Below are 23,263 nucleotides of genomic sequence, written 5' to 3' on the forward strand. Positions count from 1 at the left end.
GTGCGTCGGCCGGTGACGATTCTGGAAAACGGTTGGTCCGTTGTCGGCGCCGCCGCGGCGATTCCGACCGTGCCCTTCATGGAGCAGGCGATTGAGAAGAGGAGCGCTGTCGCGCTCGACACTCGGATGTCCCCGGCCCATGACCTTCGACGACAATGCGCAGTTAGCGCCAATATGGTGGTAACCGGAAGTGTGCCAACCTATTCCTGATCGTGTCGGGAGGGGGCTGGCCTAACTGGCATTCCCGGGATCGAAAGAAGAGGATGCGGTTTGCAAATGATGCGTAAAGGCACGAACGCTGGCGGAATGCGGCGGTACAACGAACGCCTCATCCTGTCCGCGGTGCGCCGCATGAATGGCGCTTCGAAGGCCGAACTCGCGCGGATGACCGCGCTTTCTCCGCAAGCGGTCGTGCGGATCGTGGATGAGCTGGAAGAGGAAGGCCTTCTGTTCCAGGCGGCCAAACGAACCGGCGGCATGGGGCAGCCCGCGACGATTTATCGGATCAACGGCAAGCGAGGAAATACTGTCGGCGTGGAGGTGGGTCGCGGTGACACGACGATTGTCCTGCTGGACTTCGATGGAGCCCGAAAGGCAGTTTGCCGCCATGCGGGCAGCTTTCCATCGATCGATACCGTACTTCGGCACGTGGCATCTTTCATTGACGAGCATCTTGCGTCGAACACCGTGCAGAATGCCGAGGCCCTGATGGGCATCGGCATTGCGATGCCGTGGTTCCTGGGCGAATGGCGTGATGAACTCGGGATATCGATGGACCAGGCCGATGAGTGGCGCCGGGCGGACGTCGCGGATCGGCTTCAGGCCGGATTTGCCTGGCCGGCATTCTTCGAGAATGACGGCAATGCCGCTGCGCTTGCACAGCTGCTCTGCGGTGCCGGCGTCGATCTCCAGGATTTTCTGGCGGTCAACATCGGTACATTCGTCGGTGGTGGCCTGGTGCTGGGCGGACGCGTGCATCAAGGTCGGCACGGAAACGCCGGTGCGCTGGCATCGATGCCCGTTTTCGCAGCGGACAAGAGCGATTACCTGATCCACTACGCGTCGCTCTACGCGCTCGATCAGGACGCAAATGCCGGAGCCCGTTCCGCTTGGACGAAGCAATGCATCGAAGCGCTGGCCTTCGCAGTGACGAGCGCGAACAGCCTGCTCGACCTGGAAGCGGTTATCCTCGATGGCGCGCTGCCGCCTGCAATACTGGATGACATTGCAGAGGGGCTGCGAAGCCATTTCTGCACTGATGCGCCGCCGGACTTTTTTGTCCCCGAGATCCGGAAGGGCACGCTGGGCGGGGTCGCGGGAGCGGTGGGCGCCGGCCTGCTGCCGCTCCATGCAAGCTTCACTCCCGATCTGGCGAGCCTCTTCAAGAAGGGCTGAAACCGCCGCTGGAGCGACGACACCCCCATGTCGCCGGGAGCTGCGCAACTTCGCTTGACAGACTAAATCTCACTAGTAGATTTAGTACCTGACCGCGAGGCCGCGGCTGTGAGTAGGGGAGGAAGTTGGTGCCCGTCCGCGTTATATCGTTCTGGCTTGCTCGCGTATTGGTGAGCGTCCATGGTTGAGCCATTGCGCCTGGGCGCCATCGAGGCCGGCGGAACGAAGTTTCTCTGCGCCGTCTCCGATCGTGACGGCACGATTCTGATGCAGACGCGCATCGCAACTACGACCCCGGACGAGACATTGGGCGCGGCCAGTGCTTTCTTCACGAAAGCCGCCGAGCAGCTTGGCGCTCTCTCGGCCTTCTCCATCGGCAGTTTCGGCCCCCTTTCGTTGAACCCGGTCGCGGCGGATTATGGCTGTATCACCTCTACGCCGAAGGCGGGGTGGCAGGACGTCAATCTGCTCACGCATTTCCGCTGCACCGTCGATGCTCCGATGGCGCTCGACACCGACGTGAATTGTGCGGCGGTGGGGGAGCGGCTGTTCGGTAGCGGCCAGGGGCTTGATACCTTCTGCTATGTCACGGTCGGCACCGGGATCGGTGTGGGATTGCTGATCAACGGCGCTCCGCATGGGGGCGCCAATCATCCGGAGACAGGGCATATCAAGTTGCCCCGCGCGCCCGGAGACGATCAGTTTGCCGGCATCTGCCCCTATCATGGAGACTGCCTGGAAGGTCTCGCATGCGGCCCCGCGATGCAGGCGCGGTGGGGCGTCCCGGCGGAGACGCTGCCCGCAGATCACCAGGCCTGGGACATCGAGGCGGAGTATCTCGCCGGCCTCTGCGCCACACTCACCTATACGGTGCGCCCCGACCGCATCATCATCGGCGGCGGGGTCATGCAGCCGCCGATGTTCGATCGAGTGCGCCGCGCCCTGCGCGAGAAGCTCGCCGGCTACGATGCGAGCATGCGCGCGATCGATATGGCAGACTATATCGCCGCGCCGACGGCCGGGCCGTCCGCGGGTCTCACCGGCGCGCTGGCGCTCGCCTATCGGACCATGACGCGCCAGTGGCCGATGCACTGGGCCATCACCGATACCTCCTCCATCACAGCGGAAGCCGTCCATGCATAACGTTGTACATCCAGGCGACTCCGGCATTGTTGACGACGCCAGGGCGACGCCAGCGATCATCATGAGCGCCGCAGGCGCCGCGCTGGGCGGTCTGCTTTTCGGTTTCGATACCGCCGTGATTTCCGGCGCGACCGACGCGTTGCAGGATCAGTTCACGCTGACTGCGGCCTCGCTGGGCTTCACCGTGGCGTCGGCGCTGATCGGAACGGTCCTCGGCTCGCTGATCGCGGGCGCCCCAGCGGATCGCTATGGCCGCAAGGCCATCATGCTTTCCGTCGCAATCGGCTATGTCGTGTCCTCCCTCGGCACTGCGCTGGCGCACGACTGGTATCTGTTGGTCGCGTTCCGCTTCCTGGGCGGCATCGCGATCGGCGCGGCGTCCGTCGTCACGCCAATCTACATTGCGGAGGTGTCGCCGGCGCGGTTCCGCGGGCGGCTGGTGGCGATGAACCAGCTCAACATCGTGCTGGGCATCCTGATCGCCTTCCTTTCCAACTATATCATCGCGCAGGTGCTGCCGCCCCAGACAGCATGGCGCTGGATGTTCGGCATCGTCGCGGTTCCGTCGATCCTGTTCCTGGTCGTCACCTTCTTTCTTCCGGAAAGCCCGCGATGGCTGGCCGTGCGCGGGCATCGCGAACGCGCCGTGCGCGCGATGACGCAGCTTGGCTTTACCGATCCTGGAGCCGAACTGGCGCGTATCGAAGCGGCAGACCGGCGCGAATCAGCCAAGGGCGCGCCCAGCCTGTTCCAGGCATCGCATCGCCTGCCGGTGGCGTGCGCAATCGCGATCGCGATGTTCAATCAGCTTTCGGGCATCAACGCGCTTCTCTACTACGCACCACGGATCTTCCAGCTCGCCGGCGCCGGAGCGGACAGCGCATTGCTGCAGTCGGTCGCGGTTGGCGGTACCAACCTGTTGTTCACCGCGCTGGCATTGTTCCTGATCGATCGGTTCGGGCGAAAGCCCCTGCTGTTCGTCGGCTCCATCCTCTGTGCCGCCGCCCTGCTCCTCGTCGGCTGGCAGCTGGAACGGGCGGCGCCAGACGGCACGCTGATCCTCGCCGGGCTCCTGGTGTTCATCGCCGCGTTCGCGGTCAGCCAGGGCGCGGTGATCTGGGTGTTCATCTCCGAGGTGTTCCCGAGTTCCGTGCGCGGCAAGGGTCAGGCGCTGGGATCAACCACGCACTGGGTAATGGCGGCAATCATCACCTGGCTGTTCCCGGTGGTCGCCAGCGCCGTCGGCGGCTGGGTCTTCGCCTTCTTCGGGGGGATGATGCTGCTCCAGTTTCTCTGGGCGTGGAAAGTGATGCCGGAAACCAATGGCGTTGCGCTGGAAGACATGAATTTGCGGGGAGCCGCGGCATGAAGAAGATCGCCCTGTTCTTGGCCGCCAGCGCCATGCTCGCCACGTCGGCGGTCGCGCAGCGCGCGGACCCGCGGCCAAGCTATCACTTCGCGCCGGCGAAGAACTGGATGAACGATCCCAACGGGCTCGTTTACTATGACGGCGAATATCATCTGTTCTACCAGTACAACCCGCACGGGGATCGGTGGGGGCATATGAATTGGGGCCACGCCGTGAGCCGCGATCTGGTGCACTGGCAGGAACTGCCCATCGCCATTCCGGAAACTGCCGATGTGATGGCCTTCTCGGGCAGTGCTGTCGTCGACTGGAACAACACGAGCGGTTTCGGCCGAAACGGCAAGCCTCCGCTGATCGCGATCTACACCGGTCACAATCCCAAGGCGAAGCTGCAGTCGCAGTACGTCGCCTATAGCAACGATCGCGGGCGGACCTGGACCGTGCACGGTGAGGTTCTGAGCGTCGGTTCGCCCGAATTCCGCGATCCGAAGGTGTTCTGGCATGCTGCTACGAAGCGTTGGGTGATGGTTGCGGTGATGGCGCTGGAGAACCGCGCGCTTATCTTCACCTCACCGAACCTCAAGCAATGGACCTTTGCCAGCAGCTTCGGGCCTGCGGGCGGACGCGGCAAGAATTGGGAATGCCCCGATCTCTTCGAACTGCCCGTGGAGGGCGGGGCGGCCGGCGAGAAGCGCTGGGTGCTCGGCATCAACCTGGGCGATAATGCCGTGGGCGGCGGATCGGGGGGTCAGTATTTTGTCGGCGATTTTGACGGGGCGAAGTTCACTCCGGTTCCGGGCTGGCCGGGCGATGCACAGTGGATGGATTATGGCGCGGACTTCTACGCCGCCGTGTCGTGGAACGATCTGCCCAAGGATGATCCCCGCCGCATCTGGATCGGCTGGGCGAACGACTGGCGCTATGCCGAAGCAATTCCGACCTGGCCGTCGCGCGGGCTGATGACCGTGCCGCGGCAGGTCACGCTGCGGAAATCGGCGGCCGGTTATCGCATCGCGCAAATGCCGGTGCGGGAAGTCGCATCTCTGCACGGCACCCGGCAGGATTTTGCCGCGACGCTGGATGAAACGCCGACTGCGCTGCCCGTGCAGGGCGGATCGGCGGATCTGGAATTCGCGATCGACGGCGGATCATCCGAGCAGGTGGCAATCACGCTGACGGATGGGGAGGGCTATCAGACAGTTGTCGGCGTCAATCCGACCGTGGACGAGGTGTTTGTCGATCGGACCCGCTCGGGACCCCACTTCCACCACGCGTTCGCCAACCGGCATGTGGCGCCGGTCGACCTGAAGTCTCGCACCGTAAGGCTGCGCATCCTGGCGGATGAATCGATCCTCGAGGTCTTCATCAACGATGGCGAGCGTACGATCACCGATCGATTCTTCCGCGGCGGCGGCCCGCTTCGCTGGAGCGCCTCCGCACGCGGCGGCAATGCGAAACTGAAGCTTACCGCGTGGACCATGCAGGACGGTGCAGTGAAAGCTGAAGCGGAGTGAGGATGTATTTCGCTCCAGGGGCGATGGCCATGATAGCGCCGGGCTGACCGGTCGGGCCCATGGCCCCCACCATCATTTCTAGAACATCAACGTAATAAAAGAGGGGATTTTATGACGAGGTCTTTCCACGCCTTGTTGGCATCTGCTGCACTTCTTCCGATGATCGTCGCATCGTCCGCTTGGGCGCAGACGTCCAGCGAACCGCTGCCTGGCGCAGCGCCCGCCGGAGCAGAACAGGCAGATCCCGCCCAGGACAGCGACGCAACTTCCGGCCAGGAAATCGTCGTGACCGGCTACCGTGCCGCGCTCGGTTCTGCGCAGGCGCTCAAGCGCAACTCGGATTCGATCGTCGATGCGATCGTTTCCGAAGACATCGGCAAACTGCCGGACAACAACGCCGCCGAAGCCATTTCGCGCGTGGTTGGCGTAACCGTGACGCGCTACAATGATGAAGCGGGCGTCATTCTGGTGCGTGGTCTGCCCGACGTTGCGACCACGTTCAACGGGCGCGAGTTCTTTTCGGCCGAAGATCGCGTCCTGCATCTTCAGGACTTCCCGGCTGGCGTGGCGGCCGGCATCGAAGTGTACAAGTCGGGGACAGCGGACTTGATCGAGCCGGGTCTCGCCGGCTTGGTCAACCTGCGTTCGCGTCGCCCGTTCGACGTGAAGGACACCGAGATCGCGGGCGAGATCCGCGGATCGTACAACGATCAGTCGAAGAAGTTCGACCCGGCCGGCAACCTGCTGCTGACCAAGCGCTGGGACACCCCGATTGGCGAGATCGGGGCGCTCATCAACCTCAGCTATGTGCGTTCCACCTATCGTAACGCGGATCGCTACGCAGATTCCGCGGTGATCACGCCGCGCGGGTTCGGCGTCGACGATCCCGCCGACGACATCAAGGTGACGACCCCCGGGGTCGGCAACTTCAATTTCCCGGCGAACGCCGGCAACTTCTACGAAAAAGGCGTGCGTCACCGTCCCGCCATCAACGGCACGCTGCAGTGGCGCCCGTCCGCTGATCTGGAAGTCTATGCCGAGGGCCTTTGGCAGGCCTATCGCGGCAACGTGCTTCGGGATTCGTTCAACGTCAATTTCGAACGGCGGGATCTGAACGGCGTGGCGCCCACGCTCAGCAACGTCGTTCTGGTACCCGGTGAGCCCGGCAAGGCGGCGAGCTTCACCAAGACCGGCGGGTACGTGCCCGAATTCTCCCGCGTGGCGCAGGACGATCGTACCGATACCTATCAGGGCGCCATAGGCTTCAAATGGACTACGGGCCGGGCCACCCTGTCGGGCGACTTTGCCTACACCAACAGCCGCTACAAGGCGCTGGAGATCGCGATCGATTCCCAGCTCGCCACCGCCCCGACCATCAATGTCGACTGGGATGCCCGCGGATCGGCAGTGTTCGACCTGGGCGGATACGACATCATGAATCCGAATACTGCGCGGTGGCGCGGCATCAACCAGCGCGAATTCGTTGCCAAGGGCAATGGCATCCAGGGCCGCCTCGATCTCGACCTTCAGACCGACTGGGCCTTCCTGCCGCGCCTGCAGTTCGGTGTGCGTGCCAGTGACCGCAATGCATTGTCCCAGAACAATTCGCGCTATGCCTATACGGCGGGTCTCGACATTCCGCTGGCTTCTTTGCCCACCGGCGCGCTCGAAGAGATCACCGAGGGCTTCCGGAGTGATCCGCAGCGTTTCCGGACCTGGCTGGCGCCCGATCGCGACGCGATCATCGCCAACAGTGAAGCGCTGCGCCAATTGGCCTATGCGTCGGTGCAGAAGGCGACGATACTGTTCCCCAACGATGGCGGCATTCGTGATGCGGTGACCAAATATGCCACGGCAGCGATCCCGGTCGATCCGCTGGGTGGCTTCACTGCCAGCGAGGCGAGCTACGCCTTTTACGGCCAGGGCAAGTTCGCCTTCAACATCGGCAGCATCGACATCGATGGCACCGCCGGCGCGCGCGTGGTGAACACCGATGGCGAGTATCGCGGGTTTAGCCGGGTGCAAGGTGCCAACGGCGGCACCGCCATCGTGCCGACGACCACCAGGCAGAACTATGTCGATGTCCTGCCGTCTGCGATTGCACGCATTCGCTTCTCCCGGGAGTGGCAGGTGCGCCTGGGTTATACGCAGACGCGCACGCGCCCGGGCTTCGGCCAGCTCAATCCGTCGCTTAACATCACTGCCAACAGCCCGGGGCCGGATGGCTCGCCACCGCAGTTCGACGCGAGCGGCTCGGGCGGCAATCCGAACCTCCGCCCGCTGACGTCGAAGAACTATGATGCGACGCTGGAATGGTACTTTGCCAAGAACGGTTCTGCGTCGATTGCAGCCTTCTACCGCGATCTTAACGGCTTCATCGGCAACTACACCCAAGTGGTGAATGACCCGATCTATGGGCGTGTCCAGCTGAACCGGCCGGAGAATGCCGGCGATGGCCGGATCAAGGGTCTGGAAGCCTCCGTGCAGACCTTCTTCGACTTCCTGCCCGGCATGCTGTCCGGTTTCGGCGTACAGGCAAACGGCACCTATTTGGACGGAACCAATCAGCTTCCGCAGGCACTCGGGGTAGGCAGTCCCCAGGTCCAGATCACTGGACTGTCCAAATGGGCGTACAACCTCACCGGCTTTTACGAGAAGGGGAAAGTCTCGGCCCGGCTCTCGTATAACTGGCGTTCGGGATATACGACCAGCTACAACCGCAACGTCAACGAAGTGCAATATGCCGGCGAACTGGTTCGACCCGTGTCGCGCCTCGATTTTTCCGCGAGTTATGAACCCGTCACGAACATCACGGTCATAGCGAACGTCAGCAACATCTTGGGGCAGCCGTTCAAGAACTACCGCTACTACAATGAAACGCAGTATTTCGGTCGTGATCTGCGGGTCGAAGGTCGATATTTCAGCCTCGGGCTGCGGTTCAAGATGTAGTCGTCCCATGCCGTCCGGCGCGGACTGATGCGCCGGACGGCATGGGCCATATTTCCCTACGCCACGTCGTTCGCCGGCACGTCGGCGGCGCATGGCGTGCGCGTGCCTTCCGCAGGACGAAGCCGTTGGACGGCAGACAGCGCCCGCCTTCAGAAATTCCGGATAGGAGCCAAGGCGATGACGATCGAGAAACCCTGTTCCCGAAGAACCGCACTGGGCATGATCGCCGCGCTGCCTGTCGTGGCGTCATGCGGACAATCCGCCGCCGGAAGCGTTACAACGGCACCCACAAGCGGCGCGCCGCCGTCCGCACCGCTCCCGACGCCAAAGCCTGCGCCGCCCACCGTGAGCGCGCGCCCCCAATACCATATCGCAGCGCCGGCGGACATCTGGATCAACGATCCTCAACGGCCGGTGAAGATTGGCAACACCTGGACCTTGTGGGCGCTCTCCAATCCCACTTATCCAACAGGCGGCACCGAATGGCGGCGTTGGACCTCGCCGGATCTTGCCACCTGGAAAGATCAAGGCGTTGCCATTCCGCGGCGAACGACTGCGTTCGGTGATGTGTGGAGCGGCAGCACCGTTGTCGATAAGAACAATAGCGCCGGCTTCGGCGCGGGGGCACTGATCGCCCTGCTGACGATGCCGGCCGACGATGCAGGCGGACAAAACCAGTCGTGCGCCTTGTGGTACTCGCTCGATGGCGGCGCCAACTTCGCCTTCCACGGCATCGTCCTCCCGAATTTCCCGGGTCACAAGGCATTTCGGGATCCCACGGTGTTCTGGCACGAGCCGACAAACTGCTGGGTCATGACGCTTTCCGAGGAAGGAAAGATCGGGATCTATACCTCGTCCAATTTGACACAATGGACCTATGCGAGCGGCTTTGTGTCCAATGTCGCGGGCGACATCATGGAATGCTCGCACCTCTTCAAGCTGCATTTGTACGATGCCGATGGAACGACATCGGCGGACAAATGGGTTCTTCTGGTCGGCGGCAATGGCACGGCGCGGGGGTTCACCGGCGGCACCTATTATTGGGTCGGCGATTTCGACGGCACCACCTTCGCCGCTCAGCATGCTGAAGGACAGTGGCTCGACGGCGGCGCGGATTTCTATGCTGCCGTGGTGTGGACAGATCCGGATGCTGCGGACCCGCTCGCGTCCGCCTTCTCGATCGGCTGGCTGAACAACTGGGCTTATGCCAACCAGCTGCAGCCTGCCGGAGGGTATCGCGGGCAACTCAGCATCGTTCGGCGGTTGCGCTTGCAGCGCGTCGAGGGCGTACCGCGCCTGCTCAGCACGCCGCTGACGGCGCAGAATGGTGTCTTCGAGAAATCTGTCATCGGAACCGACCAGACGATCGCGGAAGGCACGGACTATATCTGGCCAGCGGGTGCCGAAGCCGTTGCCGGCAGAATTGATCTCACCCTGATCCGGATTGGTGCGACATGGCCATCGGGGCTTTGGCTATCGGTGCGAAGAGGCGACGGATTCTTCACGCAGATCGGTTTTGACCTTCGGAACAACAGGGCCTTCACCAACCGCCGCTCGAGTGGTCCAGACGCACCGGACAGCGATGCATGGCGACAGGACCGCAGCGTAGCCTGCGACTTTTCGGGCGGCACGGCCACTGTCAGCCTGTTCGTTGACGCCGGCTCCGTTGAGGTCTTCCTGAACAACGGAGCCGCCACGATGTCCACCCTGATCACGGCGCCAATGACGGCAACCGGCTTGCACCTGAATGTTGCGGGCGGCAGCGTCCGCGTTTCGGGCGTGACGATCGCAAGCAAGCGATAAGCGCGCGCCGCATGCCTATCTGCGACGGTGGCGGCTCACACTCGCCCAGGCGCTTGTGGCGCGTGGCAATGTGACAGCTGCCCATGACGCAAGCGAATTGGGTTACACGTCGCAAAGCGCGCTCGGCCATTCCTTTCGAACGGCGCTCGGTGTCTCGCCCCGCGCGAGCGCCGGCGAACCGATGCTCGACGGGGTATGCGGCCGTGCTGGCGATCGTTGAGCTCAGAATCTCAGCATCGCCTCGCCCGCGATCATGCGGATTGGCTCGTCGGGCCCGGTCTCGCGCACGAACCTGCCCGCCGAGAACAGCGACGCCGAGGCGGAGAAGGACAGGGTCGGGGTGGCCTGCCAGCTCATTGACGCTTCGATCTGGTTGCCGATGTGGCGCGCGCGGCTGCCGCCGGGCCCGCGGATGAGCTGCCCCGGCACGTCGTAGATCCCGTCGCCGCGGCTGGCGCGCCAATAGGCGATTCCGGCGATCTCCGCCGTGACGCCGCCACCGAGATCGAAATCCATGCTGGGATGCAGGTTCACGATGTTGCGCGGTCCGATCGGCGACAATTCGCCGAAATATTTTCCCTTGGGAAACATCGCGTTGAAGGTGCCGAGCACCCCGTCGGCGGGATTGCGATCGCCGCTGGCAATATTGGCGCGCAGGCGCAGGCGGGGGGCGAAGGCGAGCCGGGGCCAAGTATAGCTCGTCTCGCTGGCGATCGACCAGGCGCGGATCGCCTCGCCCTGGAACCGGCCGCGCTGAAGCATCGCTTCCCAGTTCCATGCCAGTCCGCCATTTCGGCCCCAGAGCCTGGCGCCGAACGTGTCGCGCCGCTCTTCACCGTTCGCGCCCTGGAAACGGGCGACCCTGTCCCGATAGCGCAGCCAATAGAGATCTGCCTTGGCGCCGGCGGCAAGGGGCAGGGTGGCATAGACGCCGCGCAGCGCCCTGGTCGGCGAGGTACGGTCGTCGAAATTTCCCGGCCCTACCGCAACCGGCCGCAAGTCGAACGCATCGATCCGAACCGATCCGATATCGAGCATCCCGCGCACGCCGTCGAACGCCTGCGGCACGTTGGGCCCATAGCGCAGCCCTACGAGCCGCTCGGATCCGAGGGCGACGAGTTCGCGACCGCCGCGCAGGGTGAGCGTCGCATGGCTGCCGAGGGGCAGCCGGACATCGGCGAATGCCTGGAGGACGTCGATGCCGGTCGTGTCGGCGGGCCCGGCACCGGCAGCGACCCCGTCGGCGTGCGCCGCAATCCCCTGGACGAAGGCGCGCACCGGACCGGCGCGCAGTTCGGCGAGCGGCATCAGGCGAAGCCACAGATAGCCGTCGTCCGGGGCGGGCGGCTGGCCCCAGAGATTGTCACGAAACGCCTCGAACCGGGCACGCGCCTCGGCGCCGAGGGTCAGGCGAATATCGCCATCGCCGTCAAGCGGCCGGTCCTTCAGCCGATGCCACCAGTCGGCGTTGCGATGCGGCAAGTCGCGCAGCCGTGCCCAGTCCTCGTCATAGCGTAGATTGGTCTGCGCCACCGTCGCCTCGCTCTCGGACTGGGCCAGCGCGGCGCCCGGCAGCATCAGCAAGGCGGCGGCAGTGCAGCGGCGGATCATCGCGCGATCAGGTGGCGCACGACCGGCGCCACACCGTCCAGCTGGAAGGCCCCGACCTGGTCCTGGCGCACGCGATCGGCATTAGTGACGCGGTCATGCTGGCGCAGATGCTCGAGCCAGCTTTCGACGGTGAAGGTCTCCAGCACCAGTCCGGGCTCGGCGACATCCTCATACAGGCCCCAATGGATCGCGCCGTCGCGGCGGCGAATGCGGCGCATGCCCTGCATCTGCTCGAAAAAGGCCGGAACCTGGTCCGGAGCGATGCGATACTGGATCGTCACCATCACCGGGCCCCGGTCATGCTCGACCGCGCCTTCGGTCACGGGCGACGGCCAGTGGAGCGAGGGGGCAAGATCGAGCTTCGCCATCCCGTCGAGCGGATAGCGCCAGGCAAGCGCCAGCGTGACCGCGACCAGCAGGGCCGCCGCCAGCGTCAGCGTAGCCGGCACGCCGACCTGGCCGGCAATCGTTCCCCACAGCGTCGATCCCGCGGTCATCGATCCCTGGAAGACCAGCAGATAGATCGCCAGGGCGCGTGCCTTGACCCATCCCGGCGAGCTCGACTGGGCGCCGCCGTTCAGCGACGCCATCATCGCGATCCAGGCGAAGCCGCCGGCAGCCAGGGCGGCTGCGGCAGCGACGAAGCTGCCGGCCTGGGCGAGGCCCGCCATCGCGGCCGCGAGCAGGATCGACGCGAGGACCGTCGTGCGGTTCGCCCCCAGCCGGCTGCGAAGCCGCGGCATCAACAGCGCGCCGCAGATCGCGCCCAGGCCCATGACGGTCAGCAGCCCGCCATAGCCGGCCGGCCCCAGGCCCAGGTCTCGGCGGGCGATGATCGGCAGCAATGCCCAAAGGCCGCTGGCGAACAGGAAAAAGCCGACCGACCGGATCAGGACGATCTGCAGTTCCGGCGCGCGCAACGCGTAGCGGACACCGGCGCGCATCGCTCCGACGAAATGCTCGGCCGGCAGATGACGCTCCGCGGCGGTCCGGCGCCAGCGCCACAGCACGATGATCACCCCCGACACCGATACCGCGTTGAGCGCGAAGACTGCGGCGGTGCCGGACGCCGCGATGATCAGCCCGCCCAGTGCCGGGCCGATCGCCCGGGCGATGTTGACCCCCAGGCTGTTCAGCGCGACCGCCTGTTGCAGCGCCGGACCGCCGACCAGTTCCGGCACGATCGCCTGGAAGGTGGGGGCGGACAGCGCGGCGCCGACCGCGATCGCCGCCGTCATCGCCAGCAGCAGCCAGGCGTCGGTCAGTCCCATTGCGGTGGTGAGGGCGAGGATCAGGGTGGCGCTCAGCCCGAACAACTGGGCACCGATCAGGAGCCGGCGGCGATCGAGGATATCGGCCAGCGCTCCCGCCGGGAGCGCCAGGACGAACATGGGTAGGGTCGTCGCCGCCTGGACGAGCGCCACCATCAGCGGGTCGGACGACAGCGACGTCATCAGCCAGCCGGCACCGACATCGTGCATCCAGGTGCCGATGTTGGAAACGACGGTCGCGATCCACAGCGCGCGAAAGACCGGGTTGGCCAGCGGCTTGTCGGAGGTCGCGGTCATGCCTCCCTCCGCCCGATGGCGGCGGCGAGCATCAGTCCGCCGATCAGCCCGACATGCTCGAGAAAGGTGTTGCGCTCGTGAAAGCGGAGCATCGGATCGGCGACCTGCCAGAAGGGATGGGCAATCAGCGTGGCAAGCGCGGTGAACACGCCCAGCGCGCCGGCGCCGAGCCAGGCATGACGGCCATGGATCACCAGCAGCGATCCGCCGATCTGGACCAGGATGGTCAGCGCCGCGACCGCGACTGCGGGCTCCAGCCCGAAATGCGCGGCCTCGCCGACCGCGCCGTGCCAGTCGGCAAGCTTCAGCAGTCCGCTCGACCAATAGGGAAGGGTGAGGAGGATCGCCGAGGCGAGGACGAAGCGGCGGTCGGCCAGCAGCCTGGCGAGGTTGGATTGGGTCATGTCAGATCGCCCAGCAGCCGCAGCCGAAGCTGCCCCAGAAGCTCTGCACATCGGCGGCCGGTGCCGATGCCCCCAGCGCCGCGGCATGATCGTGTCCGTGCACCGCGCACGCGCTGTGGCAGCTACAGGCCGAGGCAAGCTTCTTCGCCGTCTCGGGCGCGCGATGATAGCCGCCGAAGGTGGCAACGGGCGACCAGTCCGGCATCGGTCGCGGCAGGGCGGGGGCGATGTCGGCATAGTCGCCTTCGCCGTGCACGACGGTACCGCCGAGCAGCGTCAGCACCGATCGCAGCTGCGCGATCTCGCTCTGCGCGACGCTGAAATAGTCGTCGGACAGCAGGGCAAGGTCGGCGAGCTGTCCCTGCTTGATCTGGCCCTTCTTGCCGACCTCGTTCGAGAACCAGGTGTTGCGCTCGGTCCAGAGGCGCAAGGCGGTTTCGCGATCGAGCCGATTGCGAACGGGATAGAGGCCGAGCCCGCCCAGCGTGCGCCCGGTGACCAGCCAGGACAGCGACACCCAGGGGTTGTAGCTGGCGACACGGGTCGCATCGGTGCCGGCACCGACCGGCAGCCCTGTGTCGAGCATTCGCTTGATCGGCGGTGTCGCCTCGGCTGCCTTTGCGCCATAGCGCTCGACGAAATACTCGCCCTGGAACGCCATCCGGTGCTGCACCGCGATCCCGCCGCCCAGCGCGGCGATGCGATCGATGTTGCGCTCGCTGATCGTCTCGGCATGGTCGAAGAACCAGTTCAATCCCTGCAGCGGGATGTCGCGGTTCACCTTCTCGAAGACATCGAGCGCGCGGGAGATGGTCTGGTCATAGGTTGCGTGCAGCCGCCACGGCCAGCGCCGCTCGGCCAGCAGCCGGACGACCGGCTCAAGATCGGATTCCATGCTCGGCGGCATTTCGGGCCGCTCGACGCGGAAATCCTCGAAGTCCGCCGCCGAATAGACCAGCATCTCGCCCGCGCCGTTATGGCGATAGGTGTCGTCGCCGTCGCCGGGCTTCACCTGGGTCGACCAGCTTGCGAAATCCTTCAGCTCTTCCTTCGGCTTCTGGGTGAACAGGTTGTACGCGATGCGCAGCGTCAGTTGCCCGTCGCCGTGCAGCTTCTCGATGATGCGATAATCGTCGGGATAGTTCTGATACCCGCCGCCGGCGTCGATCACGCTGGTCACGCCCAGGCCGTTCAACTCGCGCATGAAGTGGCGGGTCGAGTTCAGCTGATATTCCTCGGGCAGCTTCGGCCCCTTGGCCAAAGTGGCATAGAGGATCGTCGCATTGGGCTGCGCAAGCAGCAGTCCGGTCGGGTTTCCGGAGGAATCCCGCATGATCTCGCCCCCCGGCGGGTTGGGCGTGTCCTTCGTATAGCCGACCACGCGGAGCGCCGCGGCGTTCAGCAGCGCGCGATCATAGAGGTGCAGGATGAAGACCGGCGTTTCGGGCGCGACCGCGTTGATCTCGGCCAGCGTCGGGAGGCGCTTCTCGGCGAACTGATGCTCGGTGAAGCCGCCGACCACGCGCACCCATTGCGGTGGCGGCGTGTTCGCGACCTGTCGCTTCAGCATCGCCATCGCGTCGGCCAGCGTCGGGACGCCGTCCCAGCGCAGCTCCATGTTATAGTTCAGCCCGCCGCGGATGACGTGGATATGGCTGTCGATCAGGCCCGGGATCAGGCGGCGGCCGCGGGCGTCGATCCGCGTCGCACCGGGGCGGACCGCCGCGCGGACCTGGGCCTCGGACCCCACGGCCAGGAACTTGCCGCCCCGCATCGCCACGGCGTCCGCGCTGGGATTCGCGCGATCGAGTGTGGTGACCTTGGCGTTGACGATGATCAGGTCGGGGTCGGACATGGCGAAAGCCTCCGTGGCGGTCAGCAGGGCGGTGGTGACGGCGCCGGCAAGCGCGCCGCGACGGGTCAGGTCCATCATGGTCGGGAGTCCTCGCGGGTGATGGCGATGGCCGACAGGCGCTTGGCCAGCGGCAGGATCTGCTCGCCGGCCAGCATGCCGGCGAGCCCGATCAGCGCGATCGTCGGCGGGGCGGGGGAGCGGACACCCATCAGGCTGTAGACGATGCCGACGATCAGCCCGGCCCCCAGGGAGAGCAGATAGGGTTTCATGGATGCCGCTCCCTCGACCGTCAGCCGCGGATGAAGGCGAGCAGATCGGCGTTCAGCGTTTCCGCATTCACCGTCAGCATGCCGTGCGAGAAGCCGGGATAGATCTTGGTCGTCGCGTCCGGCAGCAGCTCGGCCTGGAGCAGCGCGGCATGCTTGTACGGGACGACCTGATCGTCATCGCCCTGAAGAACCAGGGTCGGCACGGACATCGCCTTGAGATCGTCCGTCTGGTCGGTCTCGGAGAATGCCTTGATGCCGAGATAATGGGCGAGGCTGCTGCCCATCATGCCCTGACGCCACCAATTGTCGGTGATCGCCTGCTTCATCTCCGCGCCGGGACGGTTGAAGCCGTAGAAGGGGCCGTCCGCCACCTCGCGGAAGAACTGGGCGCGGTTGGCGGCTAGCGCGCTGCGCAGGCCGTCGAACGCCGCCATCGGCAGGCCACCGGGATGGCGTTCGGTGTCGAGCATGACGGGCGGGACCGAGGCGACCAGCACGGCCTTGGCGACGCGGCCCTGGGGAATGCCGTGGCGCGCGACATAGGCTGCCACTTCGCCGCCACCGGTCGAATGGCCGATATGGACAGCGTTCTTCAGGTCGAGATGCGCGACCACGGCCGCCGCGTCGGACGCATAGTGATCCATGTCATGGCCGAAATCGACCTGCGCCGAACGGCCATGGCCGCGGCGATCATGCGCGACGACGCGGAAACCCTGGTTGAAGAAGAACAGCATCTGGCTGTCCCAGTCGTCCGACGACAGGGGCCAGCCATGGTGGAACATGATCGGCTGCGCGTCCTTCGGGCCCCAGTCCTTGAAGAAGATCTCGGTGCCGTCCTGCGTGGTGATGGTGGTCATGTCAGATTCCTTTTCCGGGAGGTAGGTACGCGGGGGAACGAGGCGGACGGCGCGGCTCGCCGCCCGCCCGGGGCGTCAGCGGCCGCCTTCGGAGGCGCCGAACATGGTCTTGGCGTAGGTGACCCCCAGGCCGTAGGCGCCGCCCCATTGGCGGGCGATGCCGGTGGTCAGCTCATAGGTCTCGCCCCGCGCCCAATCGCGCTGGAGCTCGAGCAGATACTGGAGCGCCGTCATCGGCCGGGCGCCGGCCTGGACCATGCGGGCAACGGCGCGCTCATGCGCTTCCTCGGAGATGTCGCCGCAGGCGTCGGTGATCACATAGGTCTCGAAACCCTGGTCGATCGCCGACAGCACCGGCCCGACGATGCAGACCGATGTCCAGAGTCCTGCGAAGACGAGCCGCGAGCGCCCGAGGCGGTTGATCTCCTCGATCACCGCTGCATCTTCCCAGGTGTTCATCGATGTGCGGTCGAGCAGCGCCTGGCCCGGAAACGGGTCGGTAATCTCGGTGAACATCGGGCCGGAGAAGCTCTTCTCGGCGACCGTGGTCAGGACGGTGGGGACTGCGAAACCCGCGGCGGCATTGGCGATCAACGCGGCGTTGTTGCGCAGAAGTTCGGCCGCGATCGACTTGGTCGCAAAGGCCATTTGCGACTGGAAATCGATCAGGACCAGCGCGTGATCGGTGCCGGAGAGCAGGGTCTTGCCGGGCGTTGCGGTTGCGGTGGGCATCATGGGGTCCTTTCAGATGTCGGGCTATGCTGTGATGGTTCGGAATGGATCGGTTCAGGCCGGGCGGGATCGCGACAGCGCGATGACCGCGCCGACGCTCAGCAACAGGATCGCCGCCGGCCATCCGGCCTCCCGCGCGGCGGCACAGAGCAGCGGGAGGATCACCAGGCCGGCGATGCCCGCGACCAGCCTTGCGGCAGTGCGGGCTTCCGTGTGCGGCGACGGTGCGACAGTCGGTGGCATCGGCATGGATCATCTCCCCCCTTCTCGCCGGCCGCCTCGACGGCGATCGACAGGAGGATGAATAGACCCGGTGCAATCGGACTGGCCCACTGACAGGGGGGGCAATCCGATCCCCCATTCGGGTGAGCGACGCCGCTCGCCATGCGCTATGCCGATCGCTACCCGTAGGCCGAGGTGAAGGGGGATTCGCGCGTGCGACGATGGCGGATGCGGCTGCTCGGTCTGGCGATGCTGATGCCGACGCAGGCGGTGACCGCGGGGACCGAGGGGTTCAAGCACAGCAGCTGGACCCCGGAACAGGGTGCCCCCGGAAATCTTGTCGGGATCACCCAGTCGCGCGACGGCTATCTCTGGCTGGCCTCGACCGAAGGCGTCTATCGGTTCGACGGACTGAGCTTCGAGCGGATCCCGCTGCCGCGCGACAGCCGGTTCGCCAATGCCATCCCGACCTCGATCTTCCGCGACCGGACAGGCACCATCTGGGTCGGCTTCAACCAGAATGCGGGGGCCGCGATCTATCGGTCCGGCCGGCTAGTCCCGGTGCCGATGCGGGATGCCCCGCCGTCGATCCTGAAATTCGCCCAGACCCGCGACGGCGCCATCTGGGCGTCGTGGGGCGGGCAGGGGGATCGCCTGTTCCGCTATTTCAAGGGCGAGTGGCGGCTGATGGACTATGTCGTCGGGCTGCCGCCTGGCGAGATCGCCTCGATGGCCACGACCGCCGACGACAGCCTGTGGGTTTCGCTGGGGCAGAGCCGCGAAGTCGGAAGCCTGGCGCGGCTGCCCTGGGGCGCAAGCCGCTTTGTCGCGGCCCCGGATCGCGTCGGCTTCACCATGCTTGGACGTGCGCCCGATGATGCGCTGTGGATCTCCGACGGCCTGGGAACGCGCCGGATCCGCGATCGGCTCGGCACGGCGACGTCCGGCGATCGGATCTTCCCTGCCGTGCCCGGTGCCGCCGTTCCCTCGCTCGCGTTCGACCGCCGCGGCGGCATCTGGGGGACCACGCGGGGCGTCGGCCTGTTCCGGATCGATCCGGCAGCCGCGGTTCCGCTCGAGCGGCTGCAGGCCGGGCGCCTGCTGACCTCCGACGCGACGATCGAAACGTTCGTCGACCGCGAAGGCAGCATCTGGGTCGCAACCGATGCGGGCCTCGATCGCTACCGCCCCGTCGCCATTGCGCGCATTCCTCTGATCCCACCGGACGTGCAGGATGGTCTGAAGATGGCGAGGGCGATCGACGGCACCGTCTTCGTAGCGGCGGCGCATCGCCTCTACGCCATCGCGCCTGGCACGCCCGGGCGCGTGGTCCAGGACGGTGTCGGTCGGATCGGCGCCCTGTGTCCGGCGGTGGACGGCGGGGTCTGGGCGGTCCATGCCGGGCGGGTGACGCGCGATGGCGGGGGTGAGAGCATCGGCTTCGCCCTGCCGCCCGACCGGATGACGCCGACGAGTTGCGCCCAGGATCGTGACGGCAGGTTGTGGCTGGATGGCGAGGGCGCGATCTGGACGGGCGCTCGCGGGGCCTGGCGGCAGGTGCCGTCTGCAGGCACCGGGGGCGGCGTGATGGATATCGTGCCGGACCCGCAGGGCGCTGGCGTGCTCGTCAATACCGGCGCGGCGGATCTGCTGCGGCTGACCCCCGAGGCGCAGGGTCGCATCTCTGCCCGACAGCTCGGCATCGGCCCGATCGCGGCACTCTGGTCGTCCGGGGCAGGGGTCTATGCCAGCGGCGCCGGCGGCATTGCGCGGATTCAGGGCGGAAGGGTGCAGCGGATCGGCACTGCGGCCAATCCCTGGCTGGCCGGGGTACGCGGCATGGCGCAGGGGAGCGACGGCGCGGCCTGGTTCCTCGCCCGGTCCGGCATCGTGCGGGTGGCGGCGCAGGATCTGGATCAGGGCTTTGCCCGTCCCGGCGCGGGAATCGCGCACCGGACGTTCGACGCGCATGACGGCTATGAGACGCGCGGGCAGGCGATCAGCTTTCGCGGAGCTCAGGTCGCGGCGGTCGGCGACGGTCGTGTGATTGTCGCGACGCGTGCGGGGCCGCTGGTCGCCGACCCGTCGCAACTCGGGGCAGATGCGCTGCCGCCGCCGATCCATATCCGTAGCCTGTCGGCCGGGGGCACGCGGTGGCGCGATCCGTCGGGGCGGGTGGTGCTTCCGAAGGGCACGCACACCGTACAGATCGGCTTCGCGGTCAACAGCCTGGCCGTGCCCAGCCGCAACGCCGCCTATTTCCGGCTCGAAGGACAGGCAGGGGACTGGACGGGCGCGGGCAACCGGCGGGAGGCGACCTACACCAACCTTTCGCCCGGGCGATATGTGTTCCGCGTCATCGGGGTGAATGCCGACGGTACCTGGAACCGCGACGGACAGACACTGGCGTTCGAGATTCCGGCGACCTTCCTGCAAAGCTGGAAGTTCAAGCTGATCTGTCTGGTCGCGGCGCTGGCGCTGCTCTGGATCGCCTATCGCATCCGTGTCCGCGTCCTGGCGCGCCAGATCCGCTCGCGCCTGCTGGATCGGCTGCGCGAGCGCGAGAGCGTTGCCCGCGACATTCACGATACGCTGCTGCAATCGATCCAGGCGCTGATGCTGCGGTTCCAGTTCGCCATCGACGGGCTGCCCGCCAATCATGAGGCGCGTCCTGATCTCGACGACGCCATGGATCGCGCGGACATGGTGCTGGCCGAGGGGCGCGATCGCCTGCGCGACCTTCGCCGGACCGAAGGGAGCGCCGACCCCGAGGCTGCGCTGCGCGAGATCGCGCGGCGACAGCTTGCCGGAACTGCGATCACCGCGGCGGTGCGATCCAGCGGCACCGCACGCCCGATCGACGTCGTCGCCTGGGACGAGCTGGCCAGCATCGCTTCGGAGGTGCTCTTCAACGTCGCGCGGCATGCCCATGCATCGGATGTGAGCGTCGAGCTTCAGTATCGGCCGGGCGGCCTGATGCTGCGTATCACCGATGACGGGATCGGTATCCCCGCCGAGATCGCCAGGGAAGGCCGCCGCGGCCATTACGGGATCCCCGGTATGCGCGAGCGGGCGGCCCGGTTCGGCGGCGTTCTCATGATCGAACGCAGGCGTGAGGGGGGAACCCAAGTCACCGTGACAGCGCCCGCCGCGATGGTATACCGCGCAGGAGCACGCGAGGACAGCCAGGACCGCTGATGGACCTTTCCAGAGACAGGGCCGGTTCGCCGGCGGGCGGCCCGCCGATCCGCGTGCTGGTGGTCGATGACCATCCGATGATGCGCGAGGGGATCTGCGCCGCGCTGACCCGGCACGAGGATGTCACGATCATCGGCGAGGCCAGCGACGGGCATGAGGCGCTGGCGATGTTCCGCGATCATCGCCCGGATGTGGTGCTGATGGACGTCCAGATGCCCGGCCTCGGTGGCATAGAGGCGCTGGAGGCGATCCGCGCCGAGCAGCCCGATGCGGCGGTGCTGATCCTGACGACCTATCCCGGCGATGCCCAGGCGCACCGCGCGATCCAGGCGGGCGCCGCCGGCTATCTCCTCAAATCCTGCCTGCGCAAGGAATTGATCGACACGGTTCGCGCGGTTCACGCGCGCCGCCGCGTGATTTCCGCCGACGTCGCCCAGCAACTGGCGCTGCATGCGCCGCAGGACCGGTTGAGCGAGCGCGAGATCGATGTGCTGCGCCTGGTCGCCGAGGGGCATCCGAACAAGCAGATCGCCTGGCAGCTCTCACTGTCGATCGAGACGGTGAAATCGCACCTGAAGTCGGTTTTCGAGAAGCTGGGCGTCGACGACCGCACCCATGCCGTGACCATCGCGGTACGGCGGGGCTATCTGAGCTGAGGGGGTACCGACGCGATCACCGGCCCGCGGTCATCGGCCCTCTGCGGAGAAATGGGACGAATAGCGCGCGCGCAGCGCCGCCTTCTGCACCTTGCCCATCGTGTTGCGCGGGAGTTCGGGCACCACGAACACGGCCTTGGGCAGCTTGAACCCCGCCAGTTCGCCGCGCAGCGTGGCGATCAGCGCCGCACCGTCGAAGTCTTCGGGCGATCGGGCATGCACGACGGCGGCGACCGCTTCGCCGAAATCGGCATGGGGCAGGCCGATGACTGCCGATTCCACGACGCCGGGAAGGTCGTTGATCCGCTCCTCGATCTCCTTGGGATAGACGTTGAGGCCGCCCGAAATGATCATGTCCTTGTCGCGCCCGACGATGCGGATCACGCCGTGCGGGTCGATCGTCGCGACGTCGCCGGTGACGAAATAGCCGTCGTCGCGAAACTCCTGGCGCGTCTTTTCTGGCATCCGCCAATATCCGCCGAAGACGCTCGGCCCGCGCACCTCCAGCACGCCGATCGCTTCGCCATTGGCAATGCGCGCGTCGAATCCCGGCAGCGGGCGTCCGACCGATCCTGCGATACGCTCGCCGCGCAGGGGGTTGGAAGCGATGATTCCGCATTCGGACATGCCATAGCGTTCGAGGATCCGGTGGCCGGTCCTGGCCTCGAACGCCTCGAAGGTCTGCGGCGTCAACGGCGCCGATCCGCAGATGAAGGCCCGGACGCCTGAGACCGATTCCGCATCGAGCCCGGATTCGGCGAGCAATCGGGTATAATAGGTCGGCACGCCCATGAAGAGTGTGGCCTGCGACAGGCCCGCCAGCACCGCCTTCGGGTTGAATTCGGGAATCAGGTCGGTGCGTCCGCCCGCCAGCAGCATCGTGTTCAATGCGACGAACAGCCCGTGAATGTGGAACAAGGGCAGCGCGTGCAGCAGGCGATCGGCCGGCGCCAGTTCCCATGTCGCGACCAGCGCCTCTGCATTGGCCAGCAGGTTGCCGTGACTGATCATCGCCCCTTTCGAGACGCCGGTCGTACCCGATGTGTAGACGATCGCGGCCAGATCATCGGCGGTCGCGTCATGCGCCGGGGCTGGCGGCGGGGTTCCTGCGGCAAACGTGGCGAGATCGGAAATCGCGCGGACCTGGACGCCCGCCAGCGGCTCGCGCGCGTCGTCGCGCACCAGCAGCACCGGATCGGCATTGCCGACGAAATAGGTGATTTCCTGGTCGGTATAGCCGGTGTTCAGCGGCAGGTAGATCGCGCCGATCCGAAGCGCCGCAAGATACAGAAGGACGAGATCGAGCGACTTGCCCGCCTGCACGGCGACGCGGTCTCCCTTGCCGATGCCCAGGCCCGCCAGCATCCCCGCCCAGCGCTCGACCTCGGCGAGCAATTCCGGTCCGTTGAGCGTGCGATCGCCGGCGGACAGGACCACCGACCGAGCCTCGGACAGGCGGCCTGACACTCTGGTCCAGAAGGATGCGGTCATATCGGTCATGGTAGAGGCCCTGATTGGATGGGAAGCAGACTGGCACAATTGCTGTCCGTATCGGAAGCCCGCTGGACGAAGCCCCAAATGCGTTGGCGATTAATGCCGCCGCCGAACGCTATCACATCATCCCGGTCGCTGCAGTTCGACGCATCAGCAGCCCGGCCGGCCCCGATTGTGACGCTATGACATCAATTGACCGCTCGCGCCGCTCGTGCAGGCGCGAAGCC

Annotated in this window: 17 protein-coding genes and 1 pseudogene; 9 read left to right on the forward strand and 9 right to left on the reverse strand. The window is 66.0% G+C overall.

Annotated elements, in window-relative coordinates:
* Positions 1-276: 276 nt before the first annotated feature.
* The 7 genes and pseudogenes from TPR58_RS03390 to TPR58_RS22655 form a co-directional block, all read left to right on the forward strand.
* Positions 277-1,395 carry an ROK family transcriptional regulator gene (locus tag TPR58_RS03390; protein WP_346245208.1) on the forward strand — a complete coding sequence of 373 codons (1,119 nt, stop codon included), beginning with the start codon at positions 277-279 and terminating at the stop codon, positions 1,393-1,395.
* A gap of 180 nt (positions 1,396-1,575) precedes the next feature.
* On the forward strand, positions 1,576-2,538 hold the full coding sequence (locus TPR58_RS03395) for an ROK family protein (RefSeq protein ID WP_346245209.1): 963 nt from the start codon (positions 1,576-1,578) through the stop codon (positions 2,536-2,538).
* A 61-nt stretch (positions 2,539-2,599) separates the two neighbouring features.
* Complete coding sequence (locus tag TPR58_RS03400; protein ID WP_346245210.1) at positions 2,600-3,907, forward strand: sugar porter family MFS transporter; 1,308 nt, start codon at positions 2,600-2,602, stop codon at positions 3,905-3,907.
* A complete protein-coding gene (locus tag TPR58_RS03405; RefSeq protein ID WP_346245211.1) occupies positions 3,904-5,418 on the forward strand; it encodes a glycoside hydrolase family 32 protein in 1,515 nt (504 codons plus the stop codon). Before TPR58_RS03400 ends, TPR58_RS03405 begins: the two co-directional genes overlap by 4 nt.
* Before the next feature lie 111 nt (positions 5,419-5,529).
* Positions 5,530-8,367 carry a TonB-dependent receptor gene (locus tag TPR58_RS03410; protein WP_346245212.1) on the forward strand — a complete coding sequence of 946 codons (2,838 nt, stop codon included), beginning with the start codon at positions 5,530-5,532 and terminating at the stop codon, positions 8,365-8,367.
* A 177-nt stretch (positions 8,368-8,544) separates the two neighbouring features.
* Positions 8,545-10,170 carry a glycoside hydrolase family 32 protein gene (locus TPR58_RS03415; RefSeq protein ID WP_346245213.1) on the forward strand — a complete coding sequence of 542 codons (1,626 nt, stop codon included), beginning with the start codon at positions 8,545-8,547 and terminating at the stop codon, positions 10,168-10,170.
* 16 nt (positions 10,171-10,186) lie between these two features.
* Positions 10,187-10,390 (forward strand): annotated as a pseudogene (locus TPR58_RS22655) (helix-turn-helix transcriptional regulator); the annotation flags it as partial.
* 2 nt (positions 10,391-10,392) lie between these two features.
* Here the strand turns inward: TPR58_RS22655 and TPR58_RS03420 are convergent.
* The 8 genes from TPR58_RS03420 to TPR58_RS03455 form a co-directional block, all read right to left on the reverse strand.
* Complete coding sequence (locus TPR58_RS03420) at positions 10,393-11,781, reverse strand: alginate export family protein (protein ID WP_346245214.1); 1,389 nt, start codon at positions 11,779-11,781, stop codon at positions 10,393-10,395.
* Complete coding sequence (locus TPR58_RS03425) at positions 11,778-13,349, reverse strand: MFS transporter (protein WP_346245215.1); 1,572 nt, start codon at positions 13,347-13,349, stop codon at positions 11,778-11,780. Before TPR58_RS03425 ends, TPR58_RS03420 begins: the two co-directional genes overlap by 4 nt.
* The gene (locus tag TPR58_RS03430) at positions 13,346-13,753 is read right to left on the reverse strand and encodes a DoxX family protein (protein WP_346245216.1); all 408 of its coding nucleotides are present in this window, start codon (positions 13,751-13,753) and stop codon (positions 13,346-13,348) included. Before TPR58_RS03430 ends, TPR58_RS03425 begins: the two co-directional genes overlap by 4 nt.
* Before the next feature lies 1 nt (position 13,754).
* The gene (locus tag TPR58_RS03435; protein ID WP_346245217.1) at positions 13,755-15,686 is read right to left on the reverse strand and encodes an amidohydrolase; all 1,932 of its coding nucleotides are present in this window, start codon (positions 15,684-15,686) and stop codon (positions 13,755-13,757) included.
* Positions 15,683-15,877 (reverse strand): DUF1427 family protein, encoded by a 195-nt coding sequence (locus tag TPR58_RS03440; RefSeq protein ID WP_346245218.1) that lies wholly within the window; start codon positions 15,875-15,877, stop codon positions 15,683-15,685. Before TPR58_RS03440 ends, TPR58_RS03435 begins: the two co-directional genes overlap by 4 nt.
* A 20-nt stretch (positions 15,878-15,897) precedes the next feature.
* Complete coding sequence (locus tag TPR58_RS03445; protein ID WP_346245219.1) at positions 15,898-16,734, reverse strand: alpha/beta fold hydrolase; 837 nt, start codon at positions 16,732-16,734, stop codon at positions 15,898-15,900.
* 75 nt (positions 16,735-16,809) lie between these two features.
* The gene (locus TPR58_RS03450) at positions 16,810-17,469 is read right to left on the reverse strand and encodes an isochorismatase family protein (protein ID WP_346245220.1); all 660 of its coding nucleotides are present in this window, start codon (positions 17,467-17,469) and stop codon (positions 16,810-16,812) included.
* A 51-nt stretch (positions 17,470-17,520) separates the two neighbouring features.
* The gene (locus TPR58_RS03455) at positions 17,521-17,715 is read right to left on the reverse strand and encodes a hypothetical protein (protein ID WP_346245221.1); all 195 of its coding nucleotides are present in this window, start codon (positions 17,713-17,715) and stop codon (positions 17,521-17,523) included.
* 201 nt (positions 17,716-17,916) lie between these two features.
* Here TPR58_RS03455 and TPR58_RS03460 point away from each other — a divergent pair, with 201 nt between their 5' ends.
* The gene (locus tag TPR58_RS03460; protein WP_346245222.1) at positions 17,917-20,886 is read left to right on the forward strand and encodes a sensor histidine kinase; all 2,970 of its coding nucleotides are present in this window, start codon (positions 17,917-17,919) and stop codon (positions 20,884-20,886) included.
* On the forward strand, positions 20,886-21,542 hold the full coding sequence (locus tag TPR58_RS03465) for a response regulator (protein WP_346245223.1): 657 nt from the start codon (positions 20,886-20,888) through the stop codon (positions 21,540-21,542). The genes TPR58_RS03460 and TPR58_RS03465 overlap by 1 nt, the downstream gene beginning before the upstream one ends.
* A gap of 30 nt (positions 21,543-21,572) precedes the next feature.
* Here the strand turns inward: TPR58_RS03465 and TPR58_RS03470 are convergent, their stop codons facing one another.
* On the reverse strand, positions 21,573-23,042 hold the full coding sequence (locus TPR58_RS03470; RefSeq protein WP_346245224.1) for an AMP-binding protein: 1,470 nt from the start codon (positions 23,040-23,042) through the stop codon (positions 21,573-21,575).
* Positions 23,043-23,263 lie beyond the last annotated feature (221 nt).

The sequence above is a fragment of the Sphingomonas rustica genome, assembly GCF_039652585.1.
GTDB lineage: Bacteria > Pseudomonadota > Alphaproteobacteria > Sphingomonadales > Sphingomonadaceae > Sphingomonas > Sphingomonas rustica.